The 22,391-nt window shown below is 63.7% G+C and carries 18 protein-coding genes; 17 read left to right on the top strand and 1 reads right to left on the bottom strand.

The annotated features are described in order from the left end of the window. Positions 1-82 precede the first annotated feature (82 nt). The 8 genes from G3O01_RS35020 (at position 83) to G3O01_RS34985 (ending at position 7,610) form a co-directional block, all read left to right on the top strand. Positions 83-622 carry a cytochrome b/b6 domain-containing protein gene (locus G3O01_RS35020; RefSeq protein WP_205811572.1) on the top strand — a complete coding sequence of 180 codons (540 nt, stop codon included), beginning with the start codon at positions 83-85 and terminating at the stop codon, positions 620-622. Between the two features lie 202 nt (positions 623-824). Then, a complete protein-coding gene (locus G3O01_RS35015; RefSeq protein WP_205811571.1) occupies positions 825-1,184 on the top strand; it encodes a hypothetical protein in 360 nt (119 codons plus the stop codon). A gap of 84 nt (positions 1,185-1,268) precedes the next feature. Next, a complete protein-coding gene (gene hpnI, locus G3O01_RS35010) occupies positions 1,269-2,510 on the top strand; it encodes a bacteriohopanetetrol glucosamine biosynthesis glycosyltransferase HpnI (protein ID WP_205811570.1) in 1,242 nt (413 codons plus the stop codon). Between the two features lie 55 nt (positions 2,511-2,565). Then, positions 2,566-3,990, top strand: a complete 1,425-nt coding sequence (gene hpnJ, locus G3O01_RS35005; protein WP_205811569.1) for a hopanoid biosynthesis associated radical SAM protein HpnJ — start codon at positions 2,566-2,568, stop codon at positions 3,988-3,990. After that, positions 3,987-4,850, top strand: a complete 864-nt coding sequence (gene hpnK / locus G3O01_RS35000; RefSeq protein WP_205811568.1) for a hopanoid biosynthesis-associated protein HpnK — start codon at positions 3,987-3,989, stop codon at positions 4,848-4,850. Before hpnJ ends, hpnK begins: the two co-directional genes overlap by 4 nt. Continuing rightward, positions 4,847-5,899 carry a lysylphosphatidylglycerol synthase domain-containing protein gene (locus G3O01_RS34995; protein WP_205811567.1) on the top strand — a complete coding sequence of 351 codons (1,053 nt, stop codon included), beginning with the start codon at positions 4,847-4,849 and terminating at the stop codon, positions 5,897-5,899. Before hpnK ends, G3O01_RS34995 begins: the two co-directional genes overlap by 4 nt. Before the next feature lie 130 nt (positions 5,900-6,029). Continuing rightward, on the top strand, positions 6,030-6,497 hold the full coding sequence (locus tag G3O01_RS34990; RefSeq protein WP_205811566.1) for a Fur family transcriptional regulator: 468 nt from the start codon (positions 6,030-6,032) through the stop codon (positions 6,495-6,497). A 408-nt stretch (positions 6,498-6,905) separates the two neighbouring features. Then, positions 6,906-7,610, top strand: coding sequence for a carbonic anhydrase (locus tag G3O01_RS34985; RefSeq protein ID WP_205811565.1), 705 nt, complete (start codon positions 6,906-6,908; stop codon positions 7,608-7,610). A gap of 27 nt (positions 7,611-7,637) precedes the next feature. Here the strand turns inward: G3O01_RS34985 and G3O01_RS34980 are convergent, their stop codons facing one another. After that, on the bottom strand, positions 7,638-9,044 hold the full coding sequence (locus G3O01_RS34980; protein WP_205811564.1) for a PLP-dependent aminotransferase family protein: 1,407 nt from the start codon (positions 9,042-9,044) through the stop codon (positions 7,638-7,640). Between the two features lie 528 nt (positions 9,045-9,572). Between G3O01_RS34980 and G3O01_RS34975 the strand changes: the two genes are divergently transcribed. The 9 genes from G3O01_RS34975 to G3O01_RS34935 all read left to right on the top strand — a co-directional run bounded on the left by G3O01_RS34975 (position 9,573) and on the right by G3O01_RS34935 (position 22,290). After that, on the top strand, positions 9,573-10,004 hold the full coding sequence (locus G3O01_RS34975; protein WP_205811563.1) for a hypothetical protein: 432 nt from the start codon (positions 9,573-9,575) through the stop codon (positions 10,002-10,004). Positions 10,005-10,053: 49 nt separating this feature from the next. Further along, positions 10,054-11,040, top strand: coding sequence for an iron-containing redox enzyme family protein (locus G3O01_RS34970; RefSeq protein WP_205811562.1), 987 nt, complete (start codon positions 10,054-10,056; stop codon positions 11,038-11,040). Further along, positions 11,037-12,035, top strand: a complete 999-nt coding sequence (locus G3O01_RS34965) for an iron-containing redox enzyme family protein (protein ID WP_241024534.1) — start codon at positions 11,037-11,039, stop codon at positions 12,033-12,035. The genes G3O01_RS34970 and G3O01_RS34965 overlap by 4 nt, the downstream gene beginning before the upstream one ends. 8 nt (positions 12,036-12,043) lie before the next feature. Next, positions 12,044-13,549, top strand: coding sequence for an iron-containing redox enzyme family protein (locus G3O01_RS34960; protein WP_205811561.1), 1,506 nt, complete (start codon positions 12,044-12,046; stop codon positions 13,547-13,549). Continuing rightward, complete coding sequence (locus G3O01_RS34955; protein WP_241024533.1) at positions 13,539-14,822, top strand: aminotransferase class III-fold pyridoxal phosphate-dependent enzyme; 1,284 nt, start codon at positions 13,539-13,541, stop codon at positions 14,820-14,822. The genes G3O01_RS34960 and G3O01_RS34955 overlap by 11 nt, the downstream gene beginning before the upstream one ends. Continuing rightward, positions 14,819-15,901, top strand: coding sequence for an EamA family transporter RarD (rarD, locus tag G3O01_RS34950; RefSeq protein ID WP_205811559.1), 1,083 nt, complete (start codon positions 14,819-14,821; stop codon positions 15,899-15,901). The genes G3O01_RS34955 and rarD overlap by 4 nt, the downstream gene beginning before the upstream one ends. 578 nt (positions 15,902-16,479) lie before the next feature. Next, complete coding sequence (locus G3O01_RS34945) at positions 16,480-18,771, top strand: TerB N-terminal domain-containing protein (RefSeq protein WP_205811558.1); 2,292 nt, start codon at positions 16,480-16,482, stop codon at positions 18,769-18,771. Further along, complete coding sequence (locus G3O01_RS34940) at positions 18,768-20,078, top strand: ATP-binding protein (RefSeq protein ID WP_205811557.1); 1,311 nt, start codon at positions 18,768-18,770, stop codon at positions 20,076-20,078. The genes G3O01_RS34945 and G3O01_RS34940 overlap by 4 nt, the downstream gene beginning before the upstream one ends. Continuing rightward, positions 20,050-22,290, top strand: coding sequence for a DEAD/DEAH box helicase (locus G3O01_RS34935; RefSeq protein ID WP_205811556.1), 2,241 nt, complete (start codon positions 20,050-20,052; stop codon positions 22,288-22,290). The genes G3O01_RS34940 and G3O01_RS34935 overlap by 29 nt, the downstream gene beginning before the upstream one ends. The last annotated feature ends 101 nt before the right edge of the window (positions 22,291-22,391 follow it).

The following is a 22,391-nucleotide window of genomic DNA, read 5'->3' as shown; positions in this document are numbered from 1 at the left end:
GTTAGCATCGCCGCGTGGCGCATGCGGCGTGCGTGCGTCACGCCGGCTTCCGCACGCCGCGTCATTTCGAACGAGAACCACAATGAACCTGAACGCCCTTGCCCAACGTCCCGCCTACGACGGCATCGCGCGCCTGTTGCACTGGCTGGTCGCGCTGCTCATCGCCGCGCAGTTCGTGATCGGCTGGACGATGCCCGACGTGCATCGCGACACCTTGCCCAATGGCTTGATTGCGTGGCATCTCGGCGTGGGCGCGGCGATCGTCGCGGCGGTGGCGTGCCGCGTCGTCTGGCGCGCGACACATGCGCCGCAGCCGGCCGAGCTGTCCCGCGCGCTCAGCTTCATTTCAGGCGCGACGCATACGCTGCTCTATGCACTATTAGTAGGGGTGCCGCTTGCAGGCTGGGCGAATGCATCGTCGCGCGGCTGGGCGGTGAAGCTGTTCGGCATCGTTCGCTATCCTGATCTGAGCGCGACGGGTTCGCCGACGGGCCATGCGCTCGGCGACGTGCATAGCGTGCTGGCGTGGGTGCTGCTCGCGCTGATCGTATTGCATATCGGCGGCGCGTTGTTCCATCGCATCGTGCTGAAGGACAACGTGTTGCAGCGGATGCTGCCGTAAGCCGCAAGCAATGTGATGCAAGGCGCCTGAAACGCATATCGGGTCAAGGTGCTTAATATTCCCTTCAGAATGCGCTCGCTAAGATCGGTGCGTCGTGTCCAGCAAGTCTGGACACGCTCGAATCTGTCGCATCGTCACGCGGGCTTCACGTTATCGAAGCAGGCATAGCGGACGGTGCGCGCCATGTAGGGCTGGCTCCGCCATGAAGCACACCACTGTTCAGATGATCCGCGCGCATCTCGTCACGGCCTCGGTTGCCGCGACGGCGATCGATGTCTGCGTCGTAAGCCTGCTTTTTTTCTGCAAGTTCCCAGAGACGCTGTTCGAGACGACCACGTTCCGCGTGCTGACATTCGGCCTGTTGCTGGCTGCCGTTCTCATTACACGTCGCGCGGCACGCATCGCGTTTCGCGCGGCCTTGCGACGGCGTCATGCGCATTTCATCGGACCACGGCGCGATGCCGTGTGCGTGTCGGCTATCTGTCCCGCGCGCAGTCTCGTGATCCTTCATCTGCATTTCACTGGCGTGCCTTACGTTCCCGTCCATGCGACGGGATGGTAGCGGGCGTCGCCCGTTGTGTATTCACGGCTGCGCGTCGACACGGCGCGTCAGCCTCCGTTTTTCCCAGTGGGAGCAATCGACGCCATGCAGGACGCGCTGCTGCATATCTATGGCTTGCCGATGGTGCTGGTGATCGGCGCCGCGCTGTATGCCGTCGTGGCCGTGGCGGCCACGCTCGTGTCGATGTCGCGTGCCGCCGCTCGCGAACGGCGCGGCATGGCTGCGCGTCCGCTGATGCCCGTGAGCGTGCTCAAGCCGTTGTGCGGCGCCGAACCGCGCCTCTTTGAGAATCTCGCGTCGTTCTGCGTGCAGACGCATCCGTGCTTCGAACTGATCTGTGGCGTATCGCGCGCGGACGATCCCGCCGTCTCGATCGTGCATCGCTTGCAGGCTGCCTATCCGCAATGCCGGATTTCGCTGGTCGTCGATGCGCGCGTGCACGGCACGAATCTCAAGGTGAGCAATCTGATCAATCTCGCGCAATCGGCGCGTCATGACGTGTTCGTGCTCGCCGACAGCGATATTGCGGTCGCGGAGGATTATCTGGAACGCGTCTGCGCGCCGCTCACCGATCCGCAGGTTGGCGTCGTTACCTGTCTGTATCGGGCCAAGGGCATTGCGGGATTCTGGTCGCGCGTCGGCGCACAATTCATCAACGAGTGGTTCGTGCCGTCGGTGCGCATCGCGCATGCGTTCGGCTCGTCGCGCTTTGGCTTCGGCGCGACGCTGGCGTTGCGGCGTAGCACGCTCGAGCGTATCGGCGGATTCGAGCGGCTGCGCAATACGCTCGCTGACGACTATTGGCTCGCCGGCCATGTGCGCGAACTGGGCTTGCAGACGGTGCTGTCGCCCGTCGTGGTCGAAACGGATGTGACGGAATGCACGCTCACGGCGCTGTGGGATCGCGAAACGCGCTGGCTGCGCACGATCCGCTCGGTGAACCGCATGGGTTTCGCGTTCCTGTTCGTGACCTTCACGCTGCCGTGGATGCTCTGCGGCGCGTGGCTCGCATTCGCGCTGCATGGCGCGGGCGCGCATCACGCTGCGTCGATTGCGCTCGGTGTGGCGGCCGCAACGGGCGTGTCGGCGCGTTGCATCCTGCATGTGCTCGCGAGCGGCGAGCGCAGCGCGCGTGGCACGTTCTGGCGCGATCTCGCGTCGATGCCCGTGCGCGATGCGTTGCTGTTTGCGCAATGGATGGCGGGATCGTTTGGTTCGACGGTGGTGTGGCGCGGCGTGCGCGTGCCCGTCGCAGACACGGACGGCGCGGCGACGGTGTTCCGGCCCGAGCCCGCCAATGCACTCGAAGTATCCGATGGCCGCTGAGTGGTTCGCGTTTTCAGAACACACTCGGCTCAATGACAACTGGTGGAAAGCGAACATGAAGAAAACACTATTCTTGCAGGCACCGTCGTATGACGGCTTCGACGGCGGCGCGGGGTCGCGCTATCAGGCAAAGCGCGAGATACGCTCGTTCTGGTATCCGACGTGGCTCGCGCAACCGGCTGCGTTGGTGCCGGGCAGCCGTGTGCTCGATGCGCCCGCCGATGGTCTTTCCGTCGAAGCATCGCTGGCGATTGCGCAGGAATACGAGGTGGTGGTGATCCACACGAGCACGCCGTCGTTTCCGACTGACGCGATGTTCGCCGAGCAGCTGAAAGCGCGCGCGCCGCAGGTGATGATCGGCATGGTTGGCGCAAAGGTCGCCGTCGACCCGCACAACTCGCTGACGGCAAGCGACGCGATCGACTTCGTCTGTCGCGAAGAATTCGACTTCACGTGCAAGGAGATCGCCGAAGGACTGCCGCTTGCGCAGATCAAGGGACTCAGCTATCGCGCAGCGGACGGTTCGATCGAACATAACGAAGCGCGCCCGATTCTCGAAGACATGGACGCGTTGCCGTTCGTCGCGCCTGTCTACAAGCGCGATCTGAAGATCGACAACTACTTCATCGGCTATCTGAAGCATCCGTATGTGTCGATCTACACGGGACGCGGCTGCCGTTCGCGCTGCACGTTCTGCCTGTGGCCGCAGACGGTGGGCGGACATCGCTATCGCACGCGCTCCGTCGAGAACGTGCTGGAAGAAGTGAAGTGGATTCGCGACAACATGCCCGAAGTGAAGGAGATCATGTTCGACGACGACACGTTCACCGACTTCAAGCCGCGCGTCGAAGAAATTGCGCGTGGACTCGGCAAGCTCGGCGTCACGTGGTCGTGCAACGCGAAGGCGAACGTGCCGTATGCGACGCTCAAGATCATGAAAGAGAACGGCTTGCGCCTGCTGCTGGTCGGCTACGAATCGGGCGACGACCAGATTCTGCTGAACATCAAGAAGGGCCTGCGCACCGATATCGCGCGGCGTTTTTCGGAAGACTGCCGCAAGCTCGGCATCAAGATTCACGGCACCTTCATTCTCGGCCTGCCGGGTGAAACGAAGGAGACGATCCAGAAGACCATCGCCTACGCGAAGGACATCAACCCGCATACCATTCAGGTGTCGCTCGCCGCGCCGTATCCGGGCACCACGCTCTATAAGCAGGCTGTCGAAAACGGCTGGCTCGAAGAGAACAAGGTGATCAATCTGGTGAGCAAGGAAGGCGTGCAACTGGCCGCGATCGGCTATCCGCATCTGTCGCGCGAAGATATCTATCACCATCTGGAACAGTTCTACCGGCAGTTCTATTTCCGTCCGTCGAAGATCTGGGAAATCGTGCGCGAGATGCTGCTGAGCTGGGACATGATGAAGCGGCGCCTGCGCGAAGGCGTCGAGTTCTTCCGCTTCCTGCGGGCGCACGAGGCATGACGCGAGCGGCGATACCGCGTTCGACGACCACGCCGCGACGCGCGCTGATCGTTACCGCCGACGACTTCGGCCTGCATGTGCGCATCAACGAGGCCGTCGAGCGCGCGTATCTGCATGGCGTGCTGACGTCGGCGAGCCTGATGGTATCCGCGCCCGCGTCGGTCGATGCCGTGAAGCGCGCGCATCGCAATCCGGGCTTGCGGGTCGGCCTGCATATCGTGCTGGCCGACGGCGTGCCGATGCTGGCCACGCATCTGGTGCCCGCGCTCGTCAACCGGCATGGACGGCTCGGCGACCGGATGGTGCGCGACGGCTTCCGTTTTTTTCTCGTGCCCGAAGTGCGGCGTCAGTTGAAGGCGGAAATCCGCGCGCAGTTTCAGGCGTTCGCGCGCACGGGGCTCGCGCTCGATCACGTGAACACGCACAAGCACTTTCATCTGCATCCGACCGTGCTTGCGCTGATTATCGAAGTGGGCAGCGAATACGGGCTGAAGGCGATGCGCCTGCCGTACGAGCCGGGCGCGCCTGCTTGGATCAGGCCGTGGATGGCGCGCGTGCGCAAACAACTCGATCAGGCCGGAATCGCGCACAATGACTACGTGATCGGCATGTCGCAGACGGGACATCTCGACGAAGCAGCGCTGCTTGCCGCGCTTGCGCGGCTGCCGCAAGGTGTCGGCGAGATTTACTGTCATCCCGCTGTAGCCGGAGAAGGAGCGATTACGCCGACCATGCAAGACTACCGGCATAGCGACGAGTTCGATGCGTTGCTGTCCGAACGCGTCGCGGCGGCGATTGCCGCGAGCGGAGCGATCACGGGCGGCTTTGCCGATGTGTTCACGCAACGCGCTTACCTATGATGAAGTGGCTCACCTGGCTGGGATTGCCCGCGGGCATCGCGGTGCTGATCGCGCTTGCGCTGCATGGCGGGATGGGCGATGTGCTGCGGGCGATCGGTGCGGCGGGCTTTGCGTTGCTGTGGCTGGTACCGCTGCACGCGCTGCCGCTGCTGCTCGATGCGCACGCGTGGCGGCTGCTGCTCGGCCGGCGGGCGTCGCTCGCGTATCTGTGGTGGGTCGCGACCGTGCGCGAGGCGGTGAGCCGGCTGTTGCCGGTGGCGAGCATTGGCGGTGAAATCGTCGGCGTGCGGCTCGCGCGCTGGAAGGTGAGCGATACGGGTGGAGCGGCGGGCGGCGTTGCCGCGTCGGTGATCGTCGAAGTGATCGTGACGATGGCCGTCCAGTACGTGTTCGCGGCGCTCGGGCTCGTGATGATCGTTGCGCAGACCGGGCACGACGATGTGCTGGTGACGATCGGCGTCGCGTTGCTGCTGTCCTTGCCGCTGCCTGTTGCCGTGTTCGTGCTGCTCCGGCGCGGCGGGCTCTTTCATGCCATCGAGCGATGGTCCGCACGTCTGCCGATGAGCGCGCATTGGGGCGTCGAGCGCATTGGCGGCGCACAGCTCGACGCTGCCATCGATGTATTGCTACGCAACCCGCGCCTGCTGCTAAGTGCGTTCGTCTGGCAGTTCGCGGGCTATCTGCTCGGTGCGTCGGAGGTGTATCTCGCGCTGTGGCTGCTCGGGCATCCCGTTTCGATCGGCGGCGCGATCGCCGTCGAAGCGCTCACGCAGGCGGCACGCCATGCAGCGTTCTTCGTGCCGTCGGGACTCGGCGTGCAGGAGGCCGTAGTCGTGCTGCTCGCGCGGATGTTCGGCGTCGATGAACAGACGGCGCTGTCGCTGGCGCTCGTCAAGCGGATGCGCGAAGTCGTGTTCGGCTGCATCGCGCTCCTGTCGTGGCAGGCAGCGGAGATTGTGCGAAGCCGCCGCGGGTTGTGGACAAAGAACCCCGCGCTGAGTCCTGTCGAGTCGCGCGCCGATGCGTCCACGCGGCAACGTTCGCGTTGAGGCTCGCGGTTCCGGGCGTGCTGTGCAGTGTTTATCGAATGCGAATCGCAATCAACTAGGTTCCGGAAATATCCGTGCCGATGTCATAGGCTGAAGGCGGTTCCTTCCATTCGATACATCACGGCTGCGCATGCCGCCCCCGTCACCGTCCCCGATCCATACGCTCGAAGTGCTCAAGCGCGCCGGCCTGTTAGGCACGCCCGCGCAGGTCGCCGTGCTCGACTATCTGCAGCGCACGGAGCACGGCCATTTCAGCGCGGAAGAGATTCATCGACGTATCGCTGCGGGCGGCGAGCGGATGAATCTGTCGACCACGTACCGCGTGCTCAGTCAGCTGGTCGACGCTGGCTTCGTCGCCAACGTGCCGCTCGGCAAGCATCACAGCCTCTACGAACTGAACCGGGGCGACGTGCACGATCATCTCGTGTGCATCGTGTGCGGGCGCGTCGAAGAGTTCTCCGATCCGACCATCAACCGGCGCCGTGTCGCGATCGGGAAGAAGTTCGGGTTGCGCATCGTCGGCAAGACGCTGGCGTTGCATGGCGTGTGCGCCGAGTGCGCGGCGCGCGCGCATCCTCCGCGGCCGCGCGCGAAGTGAACGCGTTGCGGGCCGCGTGGTTTCTCTGCGGTCCATTTGTGCGCGCTGGAAAGGAGTGTTTCCGCGCGAGCGCTTAATCCACGCGGTGCTTGCCGCTAAAGTGACTCATGTGCGCGGTGGTTCCCAACGCGCGCGAGAGAGCTTCCCCCGGTCGCCGCACCCGGCGCCCGGGGTTTTTTTTGATTGCTCTGCTTTTTTGACGCGCGTAATGTGGGCTTGCCTCTTGAGAACAGGCGAGCTTTTTGTCAAGCCCCGCGCCGCTCCGATCACGTCCGGCCGGGGCTTCTTTTATGGCTTCGCTGCCGGCTTCCCAACGCCCCGGTCTGCGCCTCATTCTGCCCGCTGACGCAATCCCGTCGTACACTCCCTCAACTCATGATCCACTGCGCTGCGAAGGGAGACAGCCTCATGTCGGACGATATGCTCAACACCAGACGGCTTCGCGATCCCGCGAAGTCAGACCTGCTGCACCTGCTGGACGGCGTCGAGCAGTTCAGCGACGAGGTGTTTCCCGCCACCCAGGCGCTGTTTGAAAGTCTCGCGCAAGGTCAGGCGCCGCACACGCTGTTCATCACCTGCGCCGATTCGCGCGTGTCGCCGGAAATGATTACGCAAACGCATCCGGGCGAACTGTTCGTGTGCCGCAATATCGGTAATATCGTCCCGGCTTATGGCGAAATGCTGGGCGGCGTGTCGGCTGTGGTCGAGTACGCGGTGCTTGCGCTGAACGTGCGGCAAATCGTGGTGTGCGGACACAGCGACTGCGGCGCGATGCGCGGACTCGCCGGTACGGCGCCGATGACGGCCGAAGACATGCCGACCGTCAACGCGTGGCTGCGCAACGCCGAGACGGCGCGCAGCGTGGTGCAGGCGCGCAATGTGGGCCACGACCATCTCGTGCAGGCGCTCGTCGAAGAAAATATCCGGCTGCAGTTGATGCATTTGCGCACGCATCCGTCTGTCGCCGGGCGGCTCGCGCAAAAGCGTCTTGAAGTGTCGGGCTGGGTGTACGACATCGGGCACGGCCGCATTTCGGTGTTCAACGAAGACGACGATCGCTTCGAAAGTCTCGGCGAAGCGCGCACGCGGATCCAGAAGGAGCAGGGCAGCTAGGCGCGGAGTGCCGAGCGACGGCGATGTTCAGTCGCCCATCTCCACGGCGCGCCGCAGGAATCCCATCGCCCGTTCGTTGTCCAGATACGCGGTATTGAAGCGGACCCACGGCGTCGGCTCGCCGTGCGGCCGGTAGTAGCTGCCCGGCTGCACGGTGATGCCCGCACGCGCGGCCTCGGGGACGAACACATCCGAACTCGGCACGCCCGGCACGCGCGCCCACACGAGCGTGCCGCCGCACGGCTCGTCGAACACCTGCCAGCCGATATCGGTGAGCAGTTCCACTGCCGTCGAAATGGCGCCGTTCACGCGCCGCCGCAGCCGCTCCAGATGCTTGCGATACGTGCCGCGCTCGAGCAGTGCGGCCACGACGCGTTCGCTGAAACGCGTGCCGCCCAGACTGGTGAGCGCCTTTACTTCGACAAAATGCTTGATCAGCTCCGCCGCGGCAGCGATATATCCCAGCCGTAGCGACGACGACAGGCTCTTCGAAAACCCGCCGATATACACCACGCGCGTCAGCCGGTCGAGCGACGCGAGCCGTTGCGTGGGAATGGCCTGGAAATCCGCGTAGACATCGTCCTCGACGATCATGAAGTCGTGCTCCTGCGCGAGTTGCAGCAGCCGGAAGCCCACGTGCGGCGCGACGTTGGTGCCCGTCGGGTTGTGAAAGACCGTGTTGATGAAAAAGAGCTTCGGCCGGTGTTCCCTCAACAGCGTCTCGACGGCTTCGATATCCGGCCCTGTGGACAGGCGCGGCACGCCGACCAGTTCGATACCCTGCAGCTTGAGCAGCCCGAACAGGTTGAAGTAGCCGGGATCTTCGACGAACACGGTGTCGCCCGGCTTGAGCAGCATCCGCACCACCAGGTCGAGCGCCTCGCTCGCGCTGTTGGTCACCATGATGTTCTGCGGCTCCGTCGCCACGCCGACGAACGCGAGGCGCTGCTCGATCTGCAACCGAAGCACCGGGTCGCCTTGCGGAATCGCGTAGTCGATCAGGCTGCGCGCGTCCGTGCGCGACGCCTGACGGATTGCCTGCGCAATGCCTTCGACGTCGCGCCACGCCTCGGGGATAAAGCCGATCGACAGGTTCAGCACCTCGTCGGGCCGCTCGAACTGCCGCAGGATCTGGTCGGATTCGGGCGTCGCGCGAATCGCGTCGAGCCCGCGCGTGGCGCGCGGCGCCTTTTCGAACTGTTCGGCGACGTAGTAGCCGGAGCCGTGCTTGGGTTGCAGCAGGCCGCGCGTGGCGAGCCGGTCGTAGGCCTCGATGACGGGAAAACGGCTGATGTTGTGTTCGGCCGCGAACTTTCGGATAGACGGCAGGCGCGTGCCCACGCGCAGTTCGCGCGACAGGATGAGCGCTTCCACCTGACCGACGATCTGTTCGGTCAGCGGGGTAGCCGTTGCGACGTCGAGCGTGATCTTCATTCGCCTCCCTGTCGACCAGACTGGGCGCGCTAGCACCTGCCGCTGGTCCCGTGCAAGATGACTGCTCTGAAAGTGTTCAGGCAAGTTCGCCGAACACTTCGCGCAAATTGATGGAAAGTGTTCATTCCAGTTATCGCAGTTTACCGGAACAATAGCCCCAACGAGTTAGTTTGTTTGCATGAAATTTAGAGTGAAAAACCCGTTAAATCAGTGACTTATGTTGAATTCGATGAATACCTCGAACACTGGCGAAAACGAGCGAACACTTTAACCGATTCCTCAAAAATCGAATTGTATTGCCTGAATTTCCGAGGCCGTGCCAAAAAACATACGGCCCAGCAGAACCTGAGAGAGCAGAACCTGAGAGAAACAACGAACGGCGGCTATTGACGAGAATCCGACCCGACCGCCCAGACCAAGATCGACCTTTATGTGCGCTCCCCTTCGTGGGAGCGCCCGTTTTGCTCGTCGGGATGTCTGGTTGCTGCGTGGGTCCGACACTCGGGTGCGCATTCGCCAACAGCACGCATGACCGCGATCGGCGGCGTCGGGCTGATAAACAACACACCGTCTGACTGCGCCATAAAAGGAACCGGAACGGACAAAGAAGCCGCGACGGAAAGCAGGATCCACGACGAAGAAACGGGGCTACACGGTCAAGCCTGTCGCGCACATTGGTCCGCCGTCATTGGCGAGTCGATGCAGCACGCCACACGGCTTTGGGTTTCTGGCTCCGGGTGTGAAAGAACTGACCACTGTAGTGGGCAGCTTGTTAAGCAGTACAGAGTTAACGCCAACCCCAAGGAGATTGAAATGACGACCCAAATGCAGGTTCAGCAAGTGCAGCCGCAACAGCAATCGCAGGCGCAGTCGCAATCGGACAGGCAAGACGACAAGAAGATCACGGTCGTGGTCAAGCCTCGCAAGGCCCGTCCTGTACTGATCCCGGTTCACCTGTAAAGAACGCGCCGGCACCTTTGCGTGCCGGCCACGAACGGAGGCTGTCGTGATGGACGACATCTTTGAACCACAAGCGTTTGTGCTGGCGGGGAAGTGTCTCAGCACGTCGCCTTCGCTCGTCATCGAAGACGACGAGCATCAATACGAATTTCCGGCGTCCGTCGAAGGTGATGACGCGGCGTCCCTGATCAGCGCGCTGCGCTCCGGCGTCAAGGCGGAAGAGGTGCTGTCCCGCTACTCGCCGTACGAACAGAAAGTGTTCGACCGTCTGAAGGAACTGCAACTGGTGCGCGCGGTGAAGCCCGCACTGGCCCGCAGCGGCCTCGACGTGCTGCTCGAACTCGAAGATCTCGCTAACGAGCTCCTGTATCGCACGCTCTATACGAACGTGTTCTGGGAGAAGTGTGCGTCCGCAAGCGGGCGCGACGACATTCCCCTCAACGTGATCCACGGCATGATCGTGGAGAACTACCATTTCCTGTTCCGCGAAAGCTATTTCGACGCGCCCGTGCTGTCGTATGTCGCCAATACGGGTGTGCGGCTCGCGATGAACGAGTTCTACGCAGAAGAGTACGGGCACGACGAACTGCTGCTCAAGGCGCTGACCACGCTCGGCGTGACGCGCGAGGATCTCGCGCGCACGGTGCCGCTGCCGCAAACCATGGCGCTGTGCAACGCGCTCGCGTACTGGGCGCACAGCGATCCGCTGTTCTTCTTCTCGACGCTCGGCATTCTCGAAGGCAAGGACATCAAGCAGGATTCCTTCCTCGATGCCGCATACCGGATCGGTGTCGATCCCGCGTTGCTCAAGCCCGTGAAGGCGCATTCGGATATCAACCTGAACGGCGGGCATGGCAGCCTCACGCGCAAGATCTTTTCGCGCATTCCGGCTATCGCGGATGCCGACGTGCGGCGCATGCGCGCGCAAACGCATCTGTTCATCGAACTGTATGACCAGTTTTATACGGGCATCTGGGAACACTATTCGACGTCTCCCAGGCTGTTGCGCCAGCTCGACGTCAACGGGGAGGCATGATGCAGGTCACGACCGCAGCAGATCTTTTCGCCGCGCCGCGTTTTCGTCCGGGCGTGCAGCTGATCGAAGAAGACAACGGACTCACGCTCGATTATCGCGAGCAGTCGTGTTCCGTCGTCGCCGACAGGCAGGGCCCGCTCAGGTCATTCGTCGATTCGCTGAGCCGTGGCGACACGTCGATTCCCGAACTGAAGCGCCGTCATCCCGAACTCGCCGATGAAGTCGATAGCTTGCTGGAAGAGTTCGACCGGCTCGGCCTGCTGACGGAAAGCGCGTTTCCCGCGCCGCGCGGGTGTCTGTCGGGTGAAGAGTTTTATCACCGCCTGAGAAAATTCGCGGCTGAAACGATCGAGGCGAACTCGAAGTCGCGTCTCTATCAGGGGCTGTGCGACCGCACGTTGCCGAAGAGCGCGCTGATCGGCTATGCGCTCGAATACTTCTACATCGTGCGCGAAGCACCCAGTCTGATTGCGCCGGCGCTCACGCATGCCGAGCCCGTCAAGGTGCAGAAGATGCTGCAAGGCTTTCTCGCCTCGGAACTCAATCACGACGACATGCTGCGCCAGTCGCTGCAGGCTGTCTCCATTCGCACCGATGTTCTCGACCATGTTGTGCCGCTGCCCGCGACGTTCGCGTTGTGCGCGTCGCTCGGCGTGTATGCGCGCCAGCATCCGTTGAGCTTCAAGTCGCTCCTGTTCCTGTTCGAGCAGCCGAGCGTGAGCTTCCACATCGAACTGGCGAACTATTGCCGCGAGACGGGCATCCCGGAAGGCTTCTGGCGTCCGATCGCCCGTCACGCGACGATCAACGACGAGTTCGATCACGAAGACATTTCGCTCAGTCTGCTGTCGGAAATCGAGGCCGTCTCGCCCGAAGAGCAGATGACCGTGAAGAAGCACGTGATGCTCGCGATCGAAACGATGGTGCTGCAGGAGAACCAGATTCTCGATTACTACGGCCGTCAGCCTGTTGCCAAACCGCGCATCTTCGCCTGAGAACTGTCATGGAACGCTGGGATATCGATCGATACAGGCGGCCGGCGCTCGTGCCTTGCGAGGTGTCGGCCATGGGCGACGACGGTTTGACGATCGGCTTCGGCGACGATGCGCTCGATCTGTCGTTCGAAGGCGTTGCGCGCGACGAAGTGGCCGACGTAGTCACGCAGTTGATGCGGCCTGCGTCCGACATCTGGCTGCGGTTGAACAAAGGCGCGTGTCCCGCGTGGGTTCGCACGCTGACGGTGCAGCTCGATGCGCTGTCGCTGATCGAAGAGACGGATAGCGGTATCGACAGTATCAAGTCCGATGCACAGCGCGCATTGGCGTTATGCGATGAAGTCGCGCAACGGCTTGCCGATGTGATCGGACGCCGGCTTGCGATCTACGAGGACGTGCTGCGCGTCGTTCATCAGATGCTGACGCAGGAAACGCAAGCGCGTGACACGACGCCAGACGCGTTTCCGTTTTCGCGCGAGCAGGGCGGCCACTTCGCCGATAACTTCGCGTTGCAGTCGCTACATTTCCAGTTCGCGTATGCGCGCCAGAACGCGCCGGAACTTCTGATCGCGTGGCGGCGCGTGCTGGGTGAAGTATTCCTGCATCTGCGCTGGCATCCGTCGAAGGCCGAGCCTGAACGTGCATCGCCCGAACAGTTCAGCGAACTCGCATCGCTCGATCCCGTCGATCTGCAAACGTATCTGCTGTCGTTCGCACATTTCGTCGAGATCGCGCCGTTGCGCGTCGGCAGACGCATGACGTCGGTGGAGACGGAACACTTCAACGAGCCATGCAGCGGTCTCGCGCTCGCTGCGCGCGCCGAACGTCTGCTGCTCAATGCGCTCGATCACTTGGGCAGCAACGCCTATGCAGCGGCCGCGCTCGAAAGCGATGCCATCACGCCGCTCGTGAAGGGGCTGTATATCGAGCAGTACCACGTCACCGACCGCTTCGTCGAAATTCTCGGACCGTTGCTGTCGCGCCGTCTCAAACGCAATCTGCGCGCGCGGCTGTTCCAGTACTTCCAGGAAGAGTACGGCCACGAAGCGTTCGAACTCGCCACCTGCGTCGCACTCGGCATGGATGAAGCGCAGGTGCGCGCGTCGGTGCCGCTGCCGCTTACTGCGCTCTATATCGACGCGTATACGGTGCTCGCGCATCGGCTGCCCACGGCCTTCTTCACGTCGATCATGGTGACGGAGGGGCTGCGCGACCAGCACAGTCCCGTTCACGAGCACATTGCGGCGCTCGTCGAAAACGCGCTGCACGCGGGCGACATCGTCGCGAAGCATGGCGAAACCAACGATGAACTGAATCATCCGAGCCTGTCGCGCCTGTTTCTCGCCGACGTCCCGCACGTGAGCGCGGCGCAGCAGCGCTACAGCCTCGAAGCGGCGCTGTTCATGCTCGAAGTGAACATGCGGCAACTGGAATCGGTTGCGTTCTTTTACGGCGACCAGACGCAACTCCAGTTTCATGGGCTTCACGAAGGCGGGAGGCCGCTTGAAGTCTGACGACGGTTCCGGCGAAGGCGGTCAGGGCGCGGGCGCGATGCGCTTCGATTCCGTCAATCCGTATTGGGAGCGATTCCTCGACGAAGCGGGCCTCGACATGACGGGCGCGCGCGGCGACGGCTGCTATCTGGAAACGGCAGATGGCCGCGCGTTGCTCGACTGTCTCGCGGGCTTCGGCACGGCGAATCTGGGGCACGCACACGCGGCGCTGCTCACGCGTTTTGCCGATGCGTTGCAGCGCACGACCGTGAACGTGTTTCCGTTCGAATGCGCGGACGTGCAACTCGCGCTGGCCCAAAAACTGTTGTCGCTCAGCGGCGGGCGCTACGAGAAAGTGTTCTTCGCGACGACGGGCGCCGAGGGCGTCGAAAGCGCGGTGAAGTTCGCGATGTCCAGCACGGGCCGCACCGACGTGGTTGCATTCCGCGATGCCTTTCACGGGCTGTCGATGTTCTCGTCGTTCCTGACGGGCAATCCGTTCTGGACGGAAGCGCTGCGCTGGAAGCCGGGCAACATTCATCACGTCGACGCGCGCAGTTTCGCCGCGCTCGAAGACATCCTGTCGAGCCGCAAGGTCGCCGCCGTCGTGTTCGAGCCGGTGGCGGGCTCGTCGGCGGCGCAACACTGGAGCGCCGATACCGCGGCGCGTCTCGCGGCGCTGTGCCGCGCGACGGGCACGAAGCTGATCGCCGACGAAGTGTATTGCGGCCTGGGCCGCACGGGCACTTGGTTCGGCATCGACGCGATCGGCATGGGCGGCGTGGGCGGCGTGAATGGTGCTGTGGACGCACCCGACATGATCGTCGTATCGAAAGGACTGACGGGCGGGCTGGTGCCGCTGTCGGCCGTACTGATGAACGACGGCGATTTCGACGCCGTGTTCGGCGCACCCGGCAAGGCGAAAGTGCAGGGATCGACGTTCGGCGGCAACCGGCTCGCGATGCAGTGCGGGCTGATCGTGCTCGACCTTGTCGAAAGCGGACGGCTCGTCGAGAACGCAGCCGCAATGGGTGCGTTGATCGCCGCGCGCATCGCCGCGCGTTTCGATCAGCGCGTGAGCGTGCACGGCCGCGGCCTAGCGCTCAGCCTCAAGCTCGACCCGCGCTTCGACAGGAGCATGACGGATGTCTGGCTGGATCTGATCGACGGCGGCGTGCTGGCCATGCCGAATTCCGCTGCGCCGGATTCGCTGCGCCTGTCGCCACCGCTGATTTTCGGTGTGGACGAAGTAGAAGTTCTGATCGACCGACTCGACGAGGCGCTACAGCCATGAACTCAGACAATCAGAAACCGAAGGAGAGCGCCGGCTACGCTGCGCTGCTCGTGGCGCTGTGCTGGTGGGGCCTGATGCCGTTGTATTACTGGCATCTGAAAGAAGTGAGTGCGGCGGAAATGCTCGCGCACCGGGTGTTCTGGTCGTTTGCGGTGTTGTCGGCCGTCATTGCGTTCAAGCCCGGGTTGCGCAAACAGATTGGCGACTGGCGCTCGTTTGCGATCGCGCTGTTGCCCGCAATTCTTCTGTCGGCGAACTGGGTCGTTTATATCCTCGCATCGGTGACGGGGAATGCACTGCAGGCAAGTCTTGGATACTTCCTGAATCCGCTGCTGTCAGCGGCGCTTGGCATCGTTTTTCTGAACGAGCGGCTAAACGGTCTGAAAGCGGCGGCGCTCGCGCTCGGACTGGCGGGCACCTTCGTGCAGTGTTACGCGCACGGTGGCGTGCCGGTGTTCGCCGTGCTGCTCACCGTGACGTTCTCGCTGCTCGGTCTCGCGCGCAAGGTGTGGCCGACGCGAAACGCGATCGTCAGCACATGGCGCGAAACGGTCGTGATGATGCCGTTCGCGCTGGGCTATTTTGGCTTTCTGGCGTCGAACCATACGCTCGCGTTCACGTCGTTCGGTGTCGATGCGGCAGTGCTGATGATGCTCGCCGGCCCGCTGACGGTGGTGCCGCTCGCGCTCTATGCGTACGCGATGCCGCTCGTGTCGCTGACGGAATCGGCCGTGATGCAGTACGTGACGCCGACCGTCACGTTCATTCTGGCGCTCACGGTGTTCCACGAACGGCTGACAGGGGTCGATCTGGCGGGATACGGGCTGATCTGGTGCGGTCTCGCGCTCGCAACTTACGCGTCGATCCGGCGCCGTCCGCTGACGCTCGCCGTCGCGACGTCAGGCGCGGGGCAGGGAACGCAAAGTGTGCAGGGCGTGCAAGGTGCGCAGGTCGCGCGACAGAACGTGTCGCTTCTTTCTTCGCACAAAAAGACGCCAGCTTCCGCTGGCGTGAATAGGTTCTGGCATTCCGAGGGCCGTCCAGAACCTGAGAGACGGTGCGAAAAGTCTGACGCATAGAAGCATCGACGACTTTTTCTTCAGATTTGAGCGCGTTCGGATGAGAATCCGGCGCGCTCGATGCATGTTGCCGAGTGTACCTCCAGTTCGCAAAATGAGCTTGCAAAATATGCGAATTAGTTGGGGTCGGATTGTGCGTTTCCGTACCAAGCCATTTGTAAGTCAGCGCGTCCGGTTGCCCGCCAGGATTTCCGTCGGGAAGGGCTCGACCAGCCGTTTTTGCGCCACCGGAGCGATCCTGAAAAAGAACATATAATCAAAGGTCGCGACCGCGCCGGGCAATGGATTCCCGGCGATGTGGACGGGAGAACAATGAGCCGCGGGCGAAGCAGTCGGGGAATGTGCAGCCGTCGTCACCGGTAATACGGACGGGGTTGCCTTTCTCGCGTCGGATGGGCGCGCAAACGCCCGCTGTCCGGTCGTTCTGGCCCATTGGGGCCTGGCCTATCGGGCTGGCCATCGTTGGTTTCCCTCAAGTTTGCATCGCAGGCTACGTTGCGTGCAGCGTAGCGCCGGCGCGTTTCGCATTGCAGTTTTCATCCGGATCTCACAAGGCTCTTAAGGAGCCAGGCAATTTCATGACAAGTTCTCCCGGCTCATACGATGACGAGCCGTTGGTATCGATGAACATGGCGGGTGCTACCGCCGACGCTTACCGCATCGGCTCCGCGCCCGGCGGCGCGCGGCCTGCTGCGCGCTCGTCCGCACGCTGGGTCGCAGCGGGCGAAACCGTCGATTTCCACGGTGAATCGATCTCGGGAGGCTTCTTCTACACGGGCGATGTGCTGCGCTCGCACGCCGATTCGATCGAAGCGTGCGTGCTCGACGCGCGTTTCGACATCGCCCGCGATGGCGCGGACCCGGCGGCTGGCCTGGGCGCTGTTGCGCTCAGCTATGGCGGGTTCACGCCGGAGCAGCGCCGCACATATCTGGACTGGCTCGCGTCCGATCGCAAAAAGTCGGACATCAACACCGGTTACCTGTTTTTCTATCTCTACGGGCTCGAGCGGCGCGTGCTGGTCGACGGCGCGGCGGGCAAGGTGAGCGTCGACGAGTTCAACGCGATCGCGAAAGAGTTGCGGCGCCTGATTAATCTCGACGCGAATTACGGCTGGCAAAAGCACGTGCGTGGTCTGATCGACGCACTGTCGCTGATGGCGTCGCGCCATACGCGGATGTATCTGCAGAGCGCGCCCGACGGGCTCGCGACCGGCTATCAGGTGCCGTTGAACGTGCGCGTCGCGTTCGGCCAGGCGGCGCTCGACCAGCATCCGCTGCCGGCCGACTGGGCGCTCGCGTGGGTGAAGCTCGATCCGATGATGGTGCGGCGCACGGCCGTCGCGCGCTGCCCGGAAGAATTCGACCGCGTGTTCATGCGGCAGTATCGCGACCGTTTCGGCGACGGCATGATGCTGCCCGCCAACCGCACGAAGCTCGACGCATCGCCGCAGCCGTCGTTCCGCGCGCTGAAGAGCATGCCGGTGCCGGGTTTTCTCGTCGGGCTGCCCGATATCGCGGCTGTCAACGGCACGCGCAACAAGCTGCAACTGCTGATGCACGAAAGCGCCGCCGCGCTCGATGCTTACAGCCGCTATCTGGGCCGCTATCCGGAAGCGCAGGGCACGCTCGAAGCGACGCTGACGCTGCCGCCCGCGCTCTGGCCGCAGGCGACGCACGACGCCATCGACTCGCTCGCCGCCGAAATCGCGCGCGAGACGGCGGTCAGCACGTTTGGCGCGCTGCTCGAGCGCTTCAAATCGGGCGGCAAGATGACGCGCGACAAGGCGGTCATATTCACGACGGCGCTTGCGGAAGCCGGGATTGCGCTCGAGCCCGATGTGCGCCTCGGCGCGCGTACGCCGAAGCCGACGGACGCCGTCGCGCTGTTCGCGGCCGCGCCAAGCGCCAATGCGCTTGCCATCGACGAAGCCTACGAGGTCGCGACGATCATCGTCGATCTGGCCGCGACGGTTGCCCGCGCGGATGGCGACGCGACGCAGCGCGAAACGGCCGTGATCGAATGGCAGATCGACCAGTGGCCGCATCTGTCCGATGCGCAGCGCGCGCGCCTGAAGGCGCGCAATCTGGCGCAGCTCGCGCAGCCGACGGCGAGCGCCGGCCTGAAGAAAAAGCTCGAGCCGCTGATGCCCGACGTGAAGGCGACGATCGCGTCGTTTCTCGTCCACACGGCCAGTGCCGACGGCGTCGTGTCGCGTGACGAAGTGCGTTTGCTGGAAAAGGTGTACCGGATGCTCGGCATCGATCCGCAGCGTCTTTATACGGATCTGCATCAGCACGCGAGCGGCGCGCCGGTAGCGTCGGCAGGCGCGAAGCGCGCGGCGAAAAAACACGCGGGCGAGCCTGGCGAACAAAGGGCTGTCGCGCCGAAGCACGAGTTCGTGCTCGACGCGACGCGTATTGCCGCGCTGAAAGAAGAGACGGCGCGCGTGTCGTCGATGCTCGCCGATGTGTTCGTCGAGGAAACGCATGGCGCGGTGAAAGAGCCGCATATCGAAAACGAAGCCGTGCAGGCGCGTACCGTCGAGGAACAGGACATGCTCGCGGAAGAACCTGTGGCCGAAACGCACAAAATGGACGAAACCGAGCCATCGTCGTCTCAAACCGCTGAAGCAACCGGGCCGCTGCTCGGCCTCGACGACGCGCACTCGTCCTTCCTGCGCCTGCTGGTCACGCGCGCAACATGGACGCGCGCCGAGCTGGCCGACGCCGCCTCGCATCTCGAACTGATGCTGGACGGCGCGATCGAACAGGTGAACGAGGCGTCGCTCGACCGTTGGGACGAGCCGCTCACGGACGGAGACGATCCCGTCGAAATCAATCAGGAAGTCGCACAAAGGTTGGCTGCATGACAACGATTCGCCCCAGGGACCGCGACGCGGTCCTGCAATCCCTGCGCGCCGGCGTGGTGCCGCGCATCGGGCAACATCTGATCCAGGTCGGCCGCGCGCGCGAACTCGAAGCGCTGCTGAAGGATATCGAGCGCGTCGCCGACGGCGGCTCGGCGTTTCGCATCGTCGTCGGCGAATATGGCGCGGGCAAGACGTTTTTCCTGAACCTCGTGCGCGCGATCGCGCTCGAGAAAAAGCTCGTCACCGTGCACGCGGATCTGAATCCTGACCGGCGTCTGCATGCGTCGGGCGGCCAGGCACGCTCGCTGTACGCGGAACTCGTGAAGAACATGGCGACGCGCACGAAGCCCGAAGGCGGCGCGCTGGCAGGCGTGGTCGAGAAGTTTATCGGCCAGGCGAAGACGGAAGCGAAGGCAACGGGCCGCAGCAGCGACGAAGTGATCCGCGCGCAGCTCTCGGCGCTGACCGAAATGGTCAACGGCTACGATTTCGCCGATGTGATCGCCGCATATTGCCGGGGCTTCGAGGAAGGCAACGAGAAGCTCAAGAGCGACGCCGTGCGCTGGCTGCGCGGCGAATTCACGACACGCACCGACGCGCGCCAGGCGCTCGGCGTGCGCACCATCGTCGACGACGCGAACATGTACGACCAGCTGAAGCTGCTCGGCCGTTTCGTGAGGCTCGCGGGTTATAGCGGGCTGATGGTGTGTCTCGATGAAATGGTGAACCTGTACAAGCTCGCGAACGTGCAGGCGCGCAACGCGAACTACGAACAGATTCTGCGGATCCTGAACGACTCGCTGCAGGGCTCGGCGGAAGGGCTCGGTTTCGTGCTCGGCGGCACGCCCGAGTTTCTGCTCGACACGCGCCGCGGTCTTTACAGCTACGCGGCGCTCCAATCGCGGCTCGCGGAAAACGCGTTCGCCACCGACGGCCTCGTCGATTACAGCGGCCCCGTGATCCGGCTCGCGGCGCTCACGCCGGAAGACTTCTACGTGCTGCTCGACAAGCTGCGCGTGCTTTACGCATTCGGCGACGCGAGCAAGGCGCTCGTGCCCGAAGAAGCGATTCCCGCGTTCATGGCGCACTGCGCGACGCGGCTTGGCGAAGCGTACTTCCGTACGCCGCGCACGACGATCACCGCCTTCATCAACTTTCTCGCCGTGCTCGAGCAGAACCCGTCGACGGACTGGCGCGAACTGATCGGCAGCATGGAGATCGAGCGCGACACGGGCGGCGCAGCCGATATCGTCAACGACGCCGCGCCCGACAGCGACGATGAGCTCGCAAGCTTCCGGCTCAACTGAGGGCTCGTCCGGGTCGCGCAGCTTCGATCTGCTCGACGAGCGGATCCGCCGCTGGATCTGGCGCGAGGGCTGGACGGAGTTGCGCGACGCGCAGGAACGCGCCGTCCCCGCGCTGATCGACGCCGACCGCGACGTGATCATCGCGGCGGCGACGGCTGCGGGTAAAACTGAGGCCGCTTTTCTGCCGATTCTCTCGAACCTGCTGCGCGACGATCCGTGCAGCGGCTCGGTGCTGTACGTCAGTCCGCTGAAGGCGCTGATCAACGATCAGTGGTCGCGCCTCGACAATCTGTGCGAGGCGCTCGAGATTCCCGTTACCGGCTGGCATGGCGATGTGTCGTCGGGACGCAAGCAACGGTTTATCAGGAAGCCGACGGGCGTGCTGCTGATTACGCCCGAATCGCTCGAAGCGATGTTCGTCACGCGCGGCGCGTCGTTGCCGTCGACGTTCGCGGCCTTGCGCTATGTCGTCGTCGACGAGTTGCATGCGTTCATCGGCTCCGAGCGCGGCATGCAGTTGCAGTCGCTGATGCAGCGTATCGATCATGTGTGTGGGCGCACCGTGCCCCGCGTCGGGTTGTCGGCAACGCTCGGCGACATGCGTCTCGCGGCGGAATTTCTGCGGCCGCGCGCGGCGCAGAACGTGCAGATCGTCGAATCGGGCAACACGGGCCAGGAACTGAAGATCCTGATCAAGGGTTACGTCGAGAAGCCGCCGCGCATCCAGTTCGAGCCGGGCATCGAGAATCCCGGCCTCGAAGACGTCGTGCCCGCCAGCACCGTCGAAGTCGCGAATCATATGTACAAGGTGCTGCGCGGCTCGAACAATCTGATCTTTCCGAACAGCCGCAGGCAGGTCGAGCTCTACGCCGACCTGTTGCGCCGTGCGTGCGAACGCGATGGCTATCCGAACGAGTTCTGGCCGCATCACGGCAGTCTGTCGAAAGAGCTGCGCGAGCAGACCGAACAGGCGCTGAAAGCGGGCGACCGTCCCGCGAGCGCCGTCTGCACGTCGACGCTGGAACTCGGTATCGACATCGGCGCCGTGAAAAGCGTCGTGCAGGTGGGCGCGCCGCCTTCGGTGGCAAGCCTGCGGCAGCGGCTCGGGCGTTCCGGCCGACGCAAGGGCGAAGCGGCGATTTTGCGCTGCTACGGCGTGGAAGCGGAATTGCACAGCGGCTCCGATGTGTCGGACCGGCTGCGCGAAACCCTCGTCCAATCGGTCGCGATGGTAAATCTGCTGCTGCGCGGCTGGTTCGAGCCGCCGCGTGCGCGCGGCATGCATCCGTCGACGCTCGTGCAGCAGATTCTGTCGATCATCGCCGAACGCGGCGGCGCGCAGGCGGGCGAGCTATGGGACACGCTCGTCACGCAAGGCCCGTTCGGCGCGATCGACAAGCCGACTTTTGCTGCGATCCTGCGCAGCCTCGGCGCGAAAGACCTGCTGGTGCAGGAAGCGGGCGGTCTGCTGCTGCATGGCGTGGCGGGCGAGCGCCTCGTCAATCACTACGAGTTCTATGCGTCGTTTTCGAGCGACGACGAATTCCGCATCGTGGCGGGTGCGCGGGTACTCGGCTCGGTGCCCGTGTCGCGGCCACTGGCGCCGGGGCAGGGGCTGGTGTTCGGCGGCCAGCGCTGGCGCGTGCAGGACGTCGATGCGGTCAAGAAGACGGTGTACGTGACGCCCGACTCAGGCGGCGTGCCACCCGTGTTCGACGGCGGCGGTTCGCTCGTGCACGACGAAGTGCGGCGCGAGATGTTCAACGTGCTCAAGGACGGCGCGCCCGTCGTGTTTCTCGACTCGACCGGCCGCGAGATGCTCGAAGAGGCGCGCCGCTTTTTCGCGTCGAACGAACTGGCGACGCGCGCCGTTTTCACGCACGGCGGCGGCACGGTGCTCGCCACCTGGTCCGGCGACTGGATCAACGATGCGCTCGTCGTACTGCTGCGCGCGGAAGGGCTCGACGCGTGGAATCAGGGGCCGACGGTGAGCGTGCGCGTCGCGGGCTCGCTGAAGGACGCGCTGCAGCGTATCGCCGCGTTGACGCCCGCGCAGACCACGGACGCGTTGCGCACCATCGGCAATCTCGACAACGAGAAGTGGGACTGGACCTTGCCCGACGACGTGAAACGCAGTGCGTACGCGTCGCTGCGGCTCGACATGGCGGGCGCGCAGGCGCTGGCAAGACGCCTTGCCACGGCGTGCGATTGACGCAGGTGCAGCATCGATGTCCGCACAATCCAAGTGCAAGCGGGCCAATTAAGCGGTAGCATACATTTCTTTACGCGCTTCGAACGGCTTGCCTGAAACGC

It is taken from the genome of Burkholderia sp. Ac-20365, assembly GCF_017104715.1.
Classification (GTDB): domain Bacteria; phylum Pseudomonadota; class Gammaproteobacteria; order Burkholderiales; family Burkholderiaceae; genus Paraburkholderia.
This window is presented reverse-complemented; position numbering and strand designations above follow the sequence as displayed.

What these genes read in the sequence shown, in the direction of transcription:
- G3O01_RS34990 (WP_205811566.1), top strand. Translation starts at nt 6,030, where the DNA reads ATGCCGCCCCCGTCACCGTCCCCGATCCATACGCTCGAAGTGCTCAAG.
- hpnJ (WP_205811569.1), top strand. Translation starts at nt 2,566, where the DNA reads ATGAAGAAAACACTATTCTTGCAGGCACCGTCGTATGACGGCTTCGAC.
- G3O01_RS34985 (WP_205811565.1), top strand. Translation starts at nt 6,906, where the DNA reads ATGTCGGACGATATGCTCAACACCAGACGGCTTCGCGATCCCGCGAAG.
- G3O01_RS34970 (WP_205811562.1), top strand. Translation starts at nt 10,054, where the DNA reads ATGGACGACATCTTTGAACCACAAGCGTTTGTGCTGGCGGGGAAGTGT.
- G3O01_RS34975 (WP_205811563.1), top strand. Translation starts at nt 9,573, where the DNA reads ATGACCGCGATCGGCGGCGTCGGGCTGATAAACAACACACCGTCTGAC.
- G3O01_RS34980 (WP_205811564.1), bottom strand. Translation starts at nt 9,044, where the DNA reads ATGAAGATCACGCTCGACGTCGCAACGGCTACCCCGCTGACCGAACAG.
- G3O01_RS34935 (WP_205811556.1), top strand. Translation starts at nt 20,050, where the DNA reads ATGAGCTCGCAAGCTTCCGGCTCAACTGAGGGCTCGTCCGGGTCGCGC.
- hpnK (WP_205811568.1), top strand. Translation starts at nt 3,987, where the DNA reads ATGACGCGAGCGGCGATACCGCGTTCGACGACCACGCCGCGACGCGCG.
- G3O01_RS35020 (WP_205811572.1), top strand. Translation starts at nt 83, where the DNA reads ATGAACCTGAACGCCCTTGCCCAACGTCCCGCCTACGACGGCATCGCG.
- G3O01_RS35015 (WP_205811571.1), top strand. Translation starts at nt 825, where the DNA reads ATGAAGCACACCACTGTTCAGATGATCCGCGCGCATCTCGTCACGGCC.
- hpnI (WP_205811570.1), top strand. Translation starts at nt 1,269, where the DNA reads ATGCAGGACGCGCTGCTGCATATCTATGGCTTGCCGATGGTGCTGGTG.
- G3O01_RS34940 (WP_205811557.1), top strand. Translation starts at nt 18,768, where the DNA reads ATGACAACGATTCGCCCCAGGGACCGCGACGCGGTCCTGCAATCCCTG.
- rarD (WP_205811559.1), top strand. Translation starts at nt 14,819, where the DNA reads ATGAACTCAGACAATCAGAAACCGAAGGAGAGCGCCGGCTACGCTGCG.
- G3O01_RS34945 (WP_205811558.1), top strand. Translation starts at nt 16,480, where the DNA reads ATGACAAGTTCTCCCGGCTCATACGATGACGAGCCGTTGGTATCGATG.
- G3O01_RS34960 (WP_205811561.1), top strand. Translation starts at nt 12,044, where the DNA reads ATGGAACGCTGGGATATCGATCGATACAGGCGGCCGGCGCTCGTGCCT.
- G3O01_RS34995 (WP_205811567.1), top strand. Translation starts at nt 4,847, where the DNA reads ATGATGAAGTGGCTCACCTGGCTGGGATTGCCCGCGGGCATCGCGGTG.
- G3O01_RS34965 (WP_241024534.1), top strand. Translation starts at nt 11,037, where the DNA reads ATGATGCAGGTCACGACCGCAGCAGATCTTTTCGCCGCGCCGCGTTTT.